The organism is Neptuniibacter sp. 1_MG-2023 (genome assembly GCF_030547185.1).
Classification (GTDB): domain Bacteria; phylum Pseudomonadota; class Gammaproteobacteria; order Pseudomonadales; family Balneatricaceae; genus Neptuniibacter.
The window spans coordinates 388,573-400,668 of sequence record NZ_JAUOQR010000001.1; the positions used below are offsets into that span (position 1 = coordinate 388,573).

12 protein-coding genes are annotated in these 12,096 nt (G+C 41.5%); 3 read left to right on the forward strand and 9 right to left on the reverse strand.

All coding sequences use genetic code 11. From position 1 onward, the window contains the following. Positions 1–107: 107 nt before the first annotated feature. Both Q4492_RS01775 and Q4492_RS01780 read right to left on the reverse strand, forming a co-directional pair. Positions 108–482, reverse strand: coding sequence for a translation initiation factor Sui1 (locus Q4492_RS01775; RefSeq protein WP_303415540.1), 375 nt, complete (start codon positions 480–482; stop codon positions 108–110). 77 nt (positions 483–559) lie between these two features. After that, positions 560–1,879 carry a deoxyguanosinetriphosphate triphosphohydrolase gene (locus tag Q4492_RS01780; RefSeq protein WP_303415541.1) on the reverse strand — a complete coding sequence of 440 codons (1,320 nt, stop codon included), beginning with the start codon at positions 1,877–1,879 and terminating at the stop codon, positions 560–562. A gap of 143 nt (positions 1,880–2,022) precedes the next feature. Between Q4492_RS01780 and Q4492_RS01785 the strand changes: the two genes are divergently transcribed. Next, the gene (locus Q4492_RS01785) at positions 2,023–2,763 is read left to right on the forward strand and encodes a spermidine synthase (protein WP_303415542.1); all 741 of its coding nucleotides are present in this window, start codon (positions 2,023–2,025) and stop codon (positions 2,761–2,763) included. Between the two features lie 36 nt (positions 2,764–2,799). On the opposite strand, the gene Q4492_RS01790 is transcribed toward Q4492_RS01785, so the two are convergent. Beyond that, positions 2,800–4,218: a PLP-dependent aminotransferase family protein gene (locus Q4492_RS01790; protein ID WP_303415543.1), complete on the reverse strand. Its 1,419-nt coding sequence runs from the start codon at positions 4,216–4,218 to the stop codon at positions 2,800–2,802. A gap of 207 nt (positions 4,219–4,425) precedes the next feature. On the opposite strand from Q4492_RS01790, the gene Q4492_RS01795 reads away from it, so the two are divergent. Further along, positions 4,426–4,866, forward strand: a complete 441-nt coding sequence (locus Q4492_RS01795) for a hypothetical protein (protein ID WP_303415544.1) — start codon at positions 4,426–4,428, stop codon at positions 4,864–4,866. A 476-nt stretch (positions 4,867–5,342) separates the two neighbouring features. After that, a complete protein-coding gene (locus Q4492_RS01800) occupies positions 5,343–5,909 on the forward strand; it encodes a peptidylprolyl isomerase (RefSeq protein ID WP_303415545.1) in 567 nt (188 codons plus the stop codon). Positions 5,910–6,008: 99 nt separating this feature from the next. Here the strand turns inward: Q4492_RS01800 and Q4492_RS01805 are convergent, their stop codons facing one another. The 6 genes from Q4492_RS01805 to Q4492_RS01830 form a co-directional block, all read right to left on the reverse strand. After that, complete coding sequence (locus Q4492_RS01805) at positions 6,009–8,246, reverse strand: heavy metal translocating P-type ATPase (protein ID WP_303415546.1); 2,238 nt, start codon at positions 8,244–8,246, stop codon at positions 6,009–6,011. 102 nt (positions 8,247–8,348) lie between these two features. Continuing rightward, on the reverse strand, positions 8,349–8,813 hold the full coding sequence (locus Q4492_RS01810; protein WP_303415547.1) for a YiiD C-terminal domain-containing protein: 465 nt from the start codon (positions 8,811–8,813) through the stop codon (positions 8,349–8,351). A gap of 18 nt (positions 8,814–8,831) precedes the next feature. Continuing rightward, a complete protein-coding gene (locus Q4492_RS01815) occupies positions 8,832–9,389 on the reverse strand; it encodes a nitroreductase family protein (RefSeq protein WP_303415548.1) in 558 nt (185 codons plus the stop codon). Positions 9,390–9,401: 12 nt separating this feature from the next. Next, positions 9,402–10,226: an NADPH-dependent 7-cyano-7-deazaguanine reductase QueF gene (gene queF / locus Q4492_RS01820; protein WP_303415549.1), complete on the reverse strand. Its 825-nt coding sequence runs from the start codon at positions 10,224–10,226 to the stop codon at positions 9,402–9,404. Then, positions 10,226–10,999 carry an ABC transporter permease gene (locus Q4492_RS01825; RefSeq protein WP_303415550.1) on the reverse strand — a complete coding sequence of 258 codons (774 nt, stop codon included), beginning with the start codon at positions 10,997–10,999 and terminating at the stop codon, positions 10,226–10,228. Before Q4492_RS01825 ends, queF begins: the two co-directional genes overlap by 1 nt. Continuing rightward, positions 10,996–11,928: an ABC transporter ATP-binding protein gene (locus tag Q4492_RS01830; protein ID WP_303415551.1), complete on the reverse strand. Its 933-nt coding sequence runs from the start codon at positions 11,926–11,928 to the stop codon at positions 10,996–10,998. The genes Q4492_RS01825 and Q4492_RS01830 overlap by 4 nt, the downstream gene beginning before the upstream one ends. Positions 11,929–12,096: the final 168 nt, after the last annotated feature.

Sequence of the window (12,096 nt, forward strand, 5' to 3'; positions counted from 1 at the left end):
AGAAAAAATGGGAAAGTCCATTAAGCATAAATAAAACCACTACAGCCATAAACAGCAAAGCAAAACGTAGAGCGATACACCGAGTACATAGCTTTTTCTTCGCCATATTAGCCCCCCGCCAACTTGACGCTAAAACCCTCTTTCTCCAAAACAGTTTTTAATTTTTCGCGGTGGTCCCCTTGAATCTCTATCACACTCTCTTTAAGCGCCCCGCCGGTACCGCAAATTTTCTTCAGTTTTTTCGCCAAGACTTTTAGCTCTGCATCCGCCAATGGGACACCTGTAATTGTCGTAACACCTTTGCCTTTTCGAACAGAAGTTTCACGACGGATTCTCACAATACCATCCAAACTAGCCAAACGCTGCTGATCATCTAACGAAGCACAGATACATGCATCTACCGCCTCAGAACAACCAGGGCATAGATCACCTTTTTCTGTTGAATACACCAAACCACTCAACTGATCTTTTAACGAAGCCACGTAACTTTCCCTAATCTTTATTAAATGCTCATTATAAGCTAGTTACCTAACCTGAGCTCAACTACTTGAGTAAACTTCTAACTCAAACCGCCAATCTGGCGAGCCAGATAAGTCGCATAATTGTCAGTCATACCACTAATAAAATCTAATGCCCGCATATAAGCCTTATAAAGTGGGAGCTCTGGTTTGGGAGCATGTATCCCCATTAAGCTGATAATTCTTTCACTACGATAGCTAAGCTTTTCACCTTCGAGATAATGGTTGTCATAGACCGCATGACAAAACGCTTCAAGTAGAATACCTAAAGTCGTGTAAGCTCCAACTTCAAGCTCAGCTTTCCGTGTATCTGGAAACACGCGTTCTTTTGCTAAGGCTTTAGCGGCATAAAGACCATCACGGACATCAGGGTCTCCATCACTCAGTAATTCACCTTGATACTCACCACGCATAATCTGTTGCTGATTATCCATATAAGCCTGCACTGCAGAAGAGACCATAAACTCCATCGCCTTACCTCTTAAGGCAGAAATTTTACGCCGCGCAGATGCTTGAGAGGTAAAAATCTCATCATCAAATGAGGTATCACCACAAAGTTGAAGAAGTATAGGTTTGATCTCATTAAAACTCAGTATATTAAGTTCTATCGCATCTTCTAGATCTACAATGGCATAACAAATATCATCAGCGGCTTCCATTAAATAAGCTAAAGGGTGACGGCACCAACGGTTTTCTCCCAAAGAGACTAGACCTAATTCCTGCCCTAGCTTATTCAAGATTTCTAGCTCTGTTAAGTACGCACTAAACTTCCCCTTTGAGCCGGAATATTGTGCACTCCACGGATATTTAAGTAAGGCACCTAATGTTGGGTAAGTTAAACGTAAACCGCCATCAAACAGGTGATTTTCAATCCGCGTGACGACTCTAAATCCTTGAGCATTACCCTCAAACGTCATCAGATCTAGTCGCTCCTCCTGACTTAAACTCTTGAGTAGCTCACTATCACCCCGACGCTTAAACCAATCCCTTATTGCATACTCACCCGCATGACCAAAAGGTGGATTACCAATATCATGGGCAAGACAGGCTGACTGTACAATCATTCCAATATCATAAGCGGTCGCCCACTCGGGTAACTGATCCTGAATCTGTTCACCGACACGGATGCCTAAACTACGACCTAAACTGCCAACCTCAATAGAGTGAGTCAAACGTGTATGAATATGGTCATTCAAAGCCATCGGGTGCACTTGTGTTTTTCGTCCTAAGCGCCGAAAAGCACTCGAGAAAATAATGCGATCTTGATCTTTATGAAAATGACTACGGCCGATCTCTTCATCTGCAAGCTCAGCATGTCCATAACGCTTAGTCGTTAATAAACGTGGCCATTGCATCTCCATGCACAACTCTCCAAAAGAATTCTTAATATAAATTAGTTCGCTGCAGCCTATTCTGTCGATCTTCAAAGACAAAACTGAAGTAGCATAATAGTATAAGACCGCTATAGAATGCCCGCTCTACTCTAATCAAGCAAGGTAGCCAAATGTTCATACCCGGGAAAGAGATACATCGTAGCTATGATGAATATGGTGCAATACGCGTCATTGATGATGGTAACAAACGCTACCTTGCATTTGGTGATACCGATGAACAAAGTTGCTGGCTTAAAAGCGAACCTTTAGTGCCCCAACATGAATATGCGCGGGCGATGTTAATTGCACTGCTAATGACCGAACCAAAACGTTGTATCACTTTGGGCTTAGGTGCAGGTGCGCTAAATAGCTGTTTACATCATCATTACCCAGAATTAAAGCAGCAGATTGTTGAGCTACGAGCCGATGTCATACACACCGCTTATAAGTATTTCCAATTACCAAGAAGTAAGCGTTTAGAACTTATTAATATGGATGCTTACGACTTTTTGCATGATGAGCACAAACGCAAAGTTGATATAATCTTTAGCGATATATATAGCGAAGAAGGCTTAGATGCTAAACAACTCTCTCCAGAGTATTTAACTGCTGCCCACTCGTTACTAAAAGAGAACGGTTGGCTGGTGCTGAATTGTTGGAAAGAGCATCAATCTAGCGATTGCTTGGATATTCTAAGAGGATTATTTACCGATATAAGAGGCTGCAGCACGAGCTGTGGCAACTGGGTTGTATTTGCCGGAAAAGCAGAAAACACACTGACCAGCAAACAGCTAAAGCAACATGCTAAAGAGCTTAATCTAAAGCTAGGTTTTTCACTATCATCATCATTAAGCCGCCTAAAGCAGTATTAAATAGAAACAAGTCGACTAGCCTCATGCCAAAACAGATCAAGCCTCAGCCAATAATTGATAGATCTGTTTTGCCATAAGTTTGATTGCTTGATTAACAGCCTCATCTGGTTTTTTAGCAAAACTTAAACGCATACAGTTTCTATATTTACCTGAAGCAGAAAAAATCACCCCAGGCGCAATACTAATCTTATGTTCTTCTAAACATTTATTGAGCTTAATAGTATCGACCTCAATAGGTAACTCAACCCACAGCAAATAACCACCCTCTGGATAACTAATACGCGTCCCTTCGGGGAAATTTCTTTCAACAAGATCAATCATCAAGTCTCGTGCCTGTTGATACTGAGCTCGCATAATTCTCATATGGCGCTCATAGCCTCCTTGCGCAATAAACTCTGCTACAGCGGCTTGCTGGATCGGTGGATTACTCACGGTCGATACAAACTTTTTATGCAGTACCCTTTCAGTACATTGCCCAGGGGCTACCCAACCTAGCCGTAAACCATATGCCAGTGTCTTAGAGAATGAGGAGCATAAAAGTACACGGCCCTCTTCATCAAATGATTTGATCGTCCTTGGTCGAGGTGATGCATAAAATAGATCACCATAAATATCATCCTCGATAATCGGTAGATCAAATTGCTGCGCTAAGCGTAATAAAGCTTTACGTCGATCCTCCGGCATAGTGTATCCCAAAGGGTTATTACAGGTAGGTGTTACTTGGATCGCCTTTATCGGCCATTGATCTAAAGCGAGTTCTAACGCCTCAAGACTGATACCAGTTTCGGGATGAGTTGGAATTTCTAGTGCTTTTAAGCCAAGTGCTTTAATCGCTTGCGTAGAACCATAAAAACTAGGTGAATCCGTTGCAACCACATCACCAGGGCTGGTCGTCGCTCTTAAGCTACAAACCAGCGCTTCCTGGCAACCTGATGTAATAATGATCTCATCAGGGTGAAGTTTGCATCCGGAATCTAAGGCCAAACGAGCGATCTGTTTTCTCAATTTCTCAGAACCGCGAAGATCACAATAGTTGATAAAAGGATCTTCAGTTCTTTTCGCAGAATCCACTAAAGCCTTTTTCAATAACTTAAGCGTCGGCGAACTGACATCAGGCATGGCTGTACCTAAGGATAAATGACCCACACCTTTCTCTGTATTTAATAGGTGATAGACCTGCTCCCAATGTGAGACCTCTAACGGCCTTTGTGCCGGACGGCTCACCTCTGGCAATGTAGGTGTTGTTGAACGACCCAGCACGTAATATCCGGATTTAGGTCTTACCTCGACAAGCCCACGCTCTTCTAATCGCTGATAGGCTTCTTGAACCGTTGAAATACTAACGCTCCGTTCCTTACTTAGCGTGCGAATAGAAGGCATTTTACTGCCGACCGGATAATACCCCTGCTCAATACGCACACTTAACGCTTCCAACAACTGTTCATACAGTTTCATAGTAAAACACCATTACACATCGCCTAAGTAATACAGATATAGGTTTTTTAAACATTACAGTTCTAATAAATCGCATCTGTATACAAGTAATTAAATAATTCTAGATCTGTAATGAAAAATCAACCTAATTTATTCTAAATATCGGGATAAAAACCAATCTGTAATGCTAAAAAACAAGCATTGACGATTTAGATACGGAGCAGAATCATGTTTAGATTTAAAAAAGGGGTATTACTTATAGTAGGAAGCTGCCTACTGAATGGTTGTGATAGTAACTACCATTTATTTGATGGTCTATCAGGCTATAAATTTGCAACGATCAATCCTAGTCGCTTCACAATCCAATACTACGGTAATGAAGAAAGCAGCTTAAACGATGTAACCACTATGTGGCATCATAAAGCTCGGGAACTGTGTAAAGGAGCGGCTTATGAACATGCTTTTCTGACGCCAACAAAACGCAAAAACATAAACACTTCAAACCTCAATAGTAACTTTCTACCGAAAGATGATAATTACTACTTACTCGAGGGAGAGGTAAACTGCTTGGCGCCAAACTACGCTGAACAAACAGCTTCTAAAGAGAATAGTTTACTTAGCAAACACCTTACCACCGATCAGTTTATAAGCGGGCGTGCCACGAATTAATACTTCACGAGCAAACAGTCGATCACATGTAGGGCAAACACAAGGGGTACTGGTGTAATCTTCATTAATCCGTTCTTTGAAGCATTTTACCAGTGCACCTTTTCCTCCCTTTCGGTAATTAAAAAGGCGCGTTCGACACTGACTGCAATACACATTAACCGTTGTTGATGGGCCCTTTTTATTTGGTTTTGCCATAATCGAAAAATTTACCTCTCAACCAAAATAGATAAAAAGCAAACTACATGTCCACTTTTAACCTTGTAAGCAATCAGCTTACACTTTGAGCTTCCTGACAGAAGAACTCAAACGAGTCTCTAGTTTAAACATCTCATTGATTGCCTTTATACACTTAGATAAGGAGCCCTAATCACTCACTTAAAGTGATTTATGCAATCACAAAAATTTCCCTACCCAGAACAAAGAATAAACGGTAGATTTAGCGTCTATATGTATAAATAAAAACTAATGGACCTCTTATGTTTAAAAAGATTTTGCTAACCATCCTTTTACCTATCTTATTGATCTCACCTGCATTCGCCGAAGGTGACAATCCTAAGGTTATTATGCAAACCAATTTAGGTAATATAACCATTGAGCTATTTCCTAATGAGTCTCCTGAAACGGTCGCAAACTTCCTAAACTATGTGGATAGTGGCTATTACGAAGGCACGATTTTTCACCGTGTTATCGCAGGGTTTATGATTCAAGGTGGCGGTTTTACACAAGATATGGAAAAGAAGGAGACCCAAGAAGCGGTCAAGAATGAGTCTAAAAATGGCCTAAGCAACACCACCGGAACCATTGCGATGGCACGTACAAACTACCCTCATAGCGCAACTTCCCAATTTTTTATAAACACAGTCAACAATAGAAATTTAGATGCAAGAGGCAACCGCTTTGGCTATACCGTTTTTGGTAAAGTAACCGATGGTATGGACTTAGCGATTCAAATAAGTCGTGCACCTAGAACAGAAAAAAGCGGCCACAGAGACGTACCAAAAACACCTATTATAATAGAAAAAATAAGCCGCATCAGCGAATAAACAAGCGCTGTATTGAGTCTTACTAAGATCCTATGCTTTCGCTTATTCTGATAGCAGATTTTTTTATAGTAAGACTCAATCCCCTTTAGCTATCTAGCTTTAACCATCTATCTTAAGCCACCTAAGTCGATTGGCATTACTGACAACGGTAATGGACGACATCGCCATCGCAGCTCCAGCAATCGCCGGATTTAATAACACTCCGATAAAAGGAAATAGCACGCCTGCAGCGATAGGAATCGCTACCGCATTGTAAACAAACGCACCAAACAAATTCTGTTTGATATTTTTCACTGTGGCTTTAGAGATTGACATCGCTTTAGAGACACTCGATATAGACCCAGAAATCAACGTTACATCCGCGCTCGCAATCGCTATATCAGACCCAGTACCAATCGCATAGCCCAAATCAGCTTGAGCTAATGCAGGAGCATCATTAACACCATCTCCAACCATAGCAACAACCTCTCCCTGTGCTTGAAGGTCTTTAATAACCTCCTGCTTTTGCTCAGGTTTAACATCTGCAATCACTCGCTCGATTCCCACTTCGAGAGCAATAGCTTCTGCCGTAAGTTGGTTATCCCCTGATAATAGAATGATATTCAGCCCTGCTTTTTTTAGCTTTTCGATAGCCGATTTGGAATCACTTTTGACCTGATCAGCAATAGCCAATAAAGCGATCAACTCCTTATCACAAGCAACATATACTAAGGATTTCGCTTCTGATGCCCATTGTTTAGCTTGAGGTAAAACCTCCTCACAACGAACACCCTGCTCAGCCATAAGAGCGGCATTCCCCATAACCCAATGCTTATCCGCTACACAAGCAGAAAGCCCTAATCCAGAGAGGCTTTCAAACGATTCAACACTGAGGTTTTCACCACCATGATCTAACGTCATTTGCATATGAGTACATATGGCTGCGGCAAGAGGATGTTCAGAGCGAGACTGTATCGCTAAAATTGCTCGATGGACTTGGCTAATATTTCGACTGTCACAAATATACTCTTGATCAGTAACTACAGGCTTACCTTCTGTCACTGTACCTGTTTTATCAAATACGACCGTTGTTACTCGTTCAGCCAATTGCAACGCATCTGCATTTCGAATCAAGACACCTTCACTCGCTGCCCGTCCTACCGCCACCATGACCGACATAGGTGTTGCTAATCCCAAAGCGCAAGGACAAGCAATAATCAAAACGGTCATCATCGTAATGACAGCGTAGGTGAATTGAGGCTCAGGACCAATAACAAACCAAATAGACGCCGTTAAAACAGAAATAAACATTACACAAGGGACAAAAACAGAAGCAATCTTATCCGCCAATTTACCAATATCAGGCTTACAGTTTTGTGCATCTCTGACTGATTCAATAATTTGTGCCAATACTGTTTGAGAACCCACCTGCTCAACTTGCATAAGCAGACTACCTGAACCATTCAGAGTCCCTCCTACCAACATCTCACCTTGTACTTTATGTACAGGTTCTGACTCACCCGTTAGCATCGACTCATCGATGTAGCTGTCACCCGATACAACTACGCCATCAACAGGAATGCTCTCACCGGGACGCACTCGCACTAAATCTTGTAACGAGAGTAATTCAATGGCGACCTCTTGCTCATCATCACCACGTATCCGTAATGCAGTACTCGGTTGAAGCTGCATTAAACTACGCACAGCATCACCGGTTTTCTTTCTCGCTTTTGCTTCGAGCGCTTGCCCTAATAAGATAAACCCCAAAATCATCACTGAAGCTTCGTAATAAAGATGGGTCGCAGGTTCAGGAAGAACCACGCCAAACAGGGAGACTAAAACAATACCTGTGGAATAAAACCAAGCCGCACCTGTTCCCAGTGCGATTAAACTATCCATATTAAAATTTAACTTAAGTGCAGACCGCCAAGCACCTTTATAAATATGGCTTGCACAGACAAACATGATAACAAGTGATAATAAGCCGGTGATAACACCCAACAAAATCCCACTGGTTTGATTAATAGGTGGCACCCACCCAAGCCACATCTGAACCATTAACAAAGCCCCAAAACCTAAGGCAACAAGGCTACGTATCAACGTTGTTCGGTAATGCTGCTGCTCAGCTAGCTGAACTTTCTCTAAACTATCCGTGTCCGTTATCTCTATCGCACCATAACCAATCTCCTCTACCGTGCTGATGATCTGCTCAACAGGTTCCATAGAAGAAACCGTTAAACTACGATCCGCAAAATTCACCGAAAAGTCATCGATCACTCTGCTCGCAGTTAAACCCTTTTCCAGAGAACGGACGCAGCCAGCACATTTAACACCTTGTAACGAGAAGCGGTATATCATGATGGTATCCAATAAATAGAAACTAAATAGAAGAACTAACCACTCAAAACTAAGTGATTAGTTTGTATTAAAGGACAAGACTAGATAGGAATATTATTTGTATTAACGTCTTTTTTCTAAAGCAACATAACTACCCGTCAAACGCATAGCGATCTTATCATCCTGCTTAATGTCGATAATAAGATCCATTCTAGCGCGTCCTTTCTCTAACATTTTCTGATAAAACAGGCTAACAGCCCCCTCATCAGGCAAAGAGGTACTTGCTGTAAAATCGGTGGTAATCGGCAGAAAATACTCTATATGGCTATCACGGATGACAACATCATCATTCCGCCCCTGAGACTTGAGATAAAGTGTAACGATGCTCCAACCACACAAGGTGGCGACCGTTGCTAAAGATCCACCAAAACCTGTGCCTTTATCATTCACATTAGGTGCGAGGGAGGCCTTCATCTCTAGCCTTGTCCCATCCCATTTGAGAGGAAAAAGTCCCAAATGATTAATCAATGGAATTTGTCCCTTCAACTTAACAAGGAACTCTTCTGCTATTTGATTATAATCTGTCAAAAACGGCTGCCTTTCACTTTACCCATGCCAATCAGTGGCATAAGTTTCCTGATCATGTTGAGGTGGATTACGTAATTTTTTAGCTGTACCTAAATAGATGTAACCAATAATCGTTTCTTCTTCTTTGACACCTAATCCTGATTTTACAAGCGGATGATAAGCCATCTCACCGGTACGCCACATTGCTCCAACACCTTGGGCATGGGCCGCTAAAATAATATTTTGTGCTGCACATCCTGCCGAAACCTCTTGTTCAAGCTGAGGAACTTTAGGGTGATCACATACCGCCGCTATGACGACAATCAAAGTAGGTGCACGCAACGGCATCTTACGTGTTTTCTCTTGACGCTCTGGCGCCAACTCAGAGTTGTCAGCTAAAGCCGCTTGTAAAAATAATTCGCCCAAACGTTCACGAGAAGACCCTGTGATTGTTAAAAAACGCCAAGGTCTAATCGCTCCATGATCCGGTGCTCTAAGCGCCGCTTGGTAGATATTATCGAGCTGCGCTTTAGTTGGCCCTGGCTCAGCCAAGGCGGGACAAGATACACGGTTATGTAAGAGTTCTAATGCATCCATAAACAGCTCCAGTTATTGTCGACTTAAACGTAGATTATCGATATCTTCCATTTCACTACTTCTGAATGGGTTTATATCCAATCCACCACGGCGCACATAACGAGCATAAACGTTTAAACTATCTGGTTTGCAACGCTCCCAGATATGCATAAAGATATTTTCTACACACTGTTCATGGAAATCACCATGTTCACGATAGGAAATTATATATTTAAGTAAACCCTCTCGATCAATCTCCTTACCAGAGTAGCTTATACCTAAAGTTGCCCAATCTGGCTGCCCTGTTACAGGACAGTTAGATTTTAAGAGATGGCTATATAGAACCTCTTCAACCTGATCTTCACAAGTAAATAGAAGCTCGGGATCTGGTGTGTATTGTGTAATCTCAACATCTTGGTTATCAATACAGAAGCCGGTAAATTGGCCAAACTCTGGCGCCTGATCAGGATGATAGATCCTTACATTAACTCGTCCTCCCGCCGCTTCAGAAAGGTCTTTAATCAATAAGGCCTCAACCTCTTTCTGCGATTCAAACTTACTCAAATTCAGTGAATTTAAATAAAGCTTAAAGGATTTAGATTCAATAATATTTTTACTATCAGCAAACACGCGGAATTCAGCAAGACGAACCTCCGGCTTTCCTCGCTGATTTATCCAAGAAAGCTCATAAGCATTCCAAATATCGACCCCTTTAAAGGGTAACGTACTGCGATCAACGCCCTGTTCTTTCCAATTTAGGTCACGTGCTATTGGATATAATATTGAGGGATCGTAACTATTAATATACTCAGTGTCTTGGCCAAGCGGCGAGTTTTTTACATCATCATTTGTATTCATTAACTACGAATTCCTTTGCCATTTTGAAGCAGATAAAGTGCATAAGAGAAGAGCCCGCCAATAAATAGCAAGATCATCATAAAAGCGAACCCAACATTTATATCACTAACCCCTAAAATACCGTAACGGAAGGTATTCACCATATAAAGAATAGGGTTCAGCTGAGATACGCCCTGCCAAAATTCAGGTAATAACTGAATTGAATAGAAGACGCCACCTAAATAGGTAAGTGGTGTCAAAACAAAGGTAGGAATAATACTGATATCATCAAACGAGTTGGCAAACACCGCATTAATGAACCCTCCCAAAGCAAACAAAACAGCAGTCAAGAAAACGATTGCGATAGTCACTAATAGGTTTTGTACCTGAAGATCCGTAAAGAATAGGGACAGCAAGGTTACGATCAAGCCCACACCTAAGCCTCGTACAACGCCACCAAGAACAAAACCACTTAAAATAATCCAGTTTGGAACAGGCGATACGAGTAATTCCTCAATACTACGTTGGAACTTAGTACTATAAAATGAGGAGACCACATTACTGTATGAGTTGGTAATAACGGACATCATAATTAAACCTGGAACAATATATTCCATATAATTAAAGCCGCCCATCTCTCCTATACGACTGCCGATTAAATTACCGAAAATAATAAAATACAGCGTCATAGTGATTGCGGGCGGAAGTAAAGTTTGCGCCCAAATACGGGTAAAACGACGCACTTCACGGCGAAAAATAGTCCAAAAAGCGATAAAAAGATCGTGGGCGTTCATGCTTTATCCTGATTAAGGTTTTTATCCACAAGCGATACAAATAACTCTTCCAACCTATTTGATTTATTTCGCATACTTCGCACTGACAGATTATGATCTTGTAAACGTTCAAACAAGCTATTTAAGCCCTGCTCCTTCTCAACGTCCACTTCCAAAACATTATCTGTAATCAAACGAACGACGTACCCATCTAATTGCGGCGCTTCAGACAAACTGGCATCAACATCTAAAATAAACGTCTCGGTCGTGAGCTGCTGCAGTAAGGCACGCATGCTGGTATTTTTAATAATCTGACCTTTATCGATAATAGCGATATTTCGACATAAGCTTTCTGCTTCTTCCAGATAGTGTGTCGTTAAAATAATCGTAGTACCCGATGCATTTAGCTCACGAAGAAACTCCCACATCGAGCGGCGCAACTCAATATCAACACCTGCCGTTGGCTCATCCAAAATCAGTAATTTTGGATCATGCATTAACGCACGTGCGATCATCAAGCGACGCTTCATTCCTCCTGACAACATACGAGCTGCGCCATTGCGCTTTTCCCATAGGCCTAACTTTTTAAGATAGTAATCAGCGCGCTCTGAAGCTATGGACCGCTTAATCCCATAATATCCAGCCTGCGTCACTAGGATATCTTTAACATTTTCAAACATATTGAAATTAAATTCTTGCGGAACAACACCTAAGTTAAGCTTTGCTCCCGTCAGATTGTCATCAATATCAATACCAAAAATAGATACCTTGCCGGACGTTTTATTAACTAATGAGGAGACAATACCTAAGGTCGTGGACTTACCTGCACCATTAGGTCCAAGTAGTGCAAAAAAATCGCCCTCAGCCACATCAAAAGAGATCTCTTTTAACGCCTCAAAACCATTGCCATATACTTTATGTAACTTTTCAACTGTTAACGCTAATGTCATCTAGCTATCCCGACTTAAAATAAGGGGGTGAACGTGAATTTTTGAAAGAGTATAGGTTCTACTATCTACACCAAATAGACGCAGTTCCGCCATATCATCCATAAACTATATAAACGAACAACGGCCGTACATTGTAAGTAACTCTATTTTGCTTTCAATGGATTATTT

Excerpts from the sequence above, each read along its gene's own strand:
- queF (WP_303415549.1), bottom strand. The coding sequence starts at position 10,226 with ATGAATACAAATGATGATGTAAAAAACTCGCCGCTTGGCCAAGACACT.
- Q4492_RS01780 (WP_303415541.1), bottom strand. The coding sequence starts at position 1,879 with ATGGAGATGCAATGGCCACGTTTATTAACGACTAAGCGTTATGGACAT.
- Q4492_RS01830 (WP_303415551.1), bottom strand. The coding sequence starts at position 11,928 with ATGACATTAGCGTTAACAGTTGAAAAGTTACATAAAGTATATGGCAAT.
- Q4492_RS01790 (WP_303415543.1), bottom strand. The coding sequence starts at position 4,218 with ATGAAACTGTATGAACAGTTGTTGGAAGCGTTAAGTGTGCGTATTGAG.
- Q4492_RS01795 (WP_303415544.1), top strand. The coding sequence starts at position 4,426 with ATGTTTAGATTTAAAAAAGGGGTATTACTTATAGTAGGAAGCTGCCTA.
- Q4492_RS01815 (WP_303415548.1), bottom strand. The coding sequence starts at position 9,389 with ATGGATGCATTAGAACTCTTACATAACCGTGTATCTTGTCCCGCCTTG.
- Q4492_RS01805 (WP_303415546.1), bottom strand. The coding sequence starts at position 8,246 with ATGATATACCGCTTCTCGTTACAAGGTGTTAAATGTGCTGGCTGCGTC.
- Q4492_RS01825 (WP_303415550.1), bottom strand. The coding sequence starts at position 10,999 with ATGAACGCCCACGATCTTTTTATCGCTTTTTGGACTATTTTTCGCCGT.
- Q4492_RS01800 (WP_303415545.1), top strand. The coding sequence starts at position 5,343 with ATGTTTAAAAAGATTTTGCTAACCATCCTTTTACCTATCTTATTGATC.
- Q4492_RS01785 (WP_303415542.1), top strand. The coding sequence starts at position 2,023 with ATGTTCATACCCGGGAAAGAGATACATCGTAGCTATGATGAATATGGT.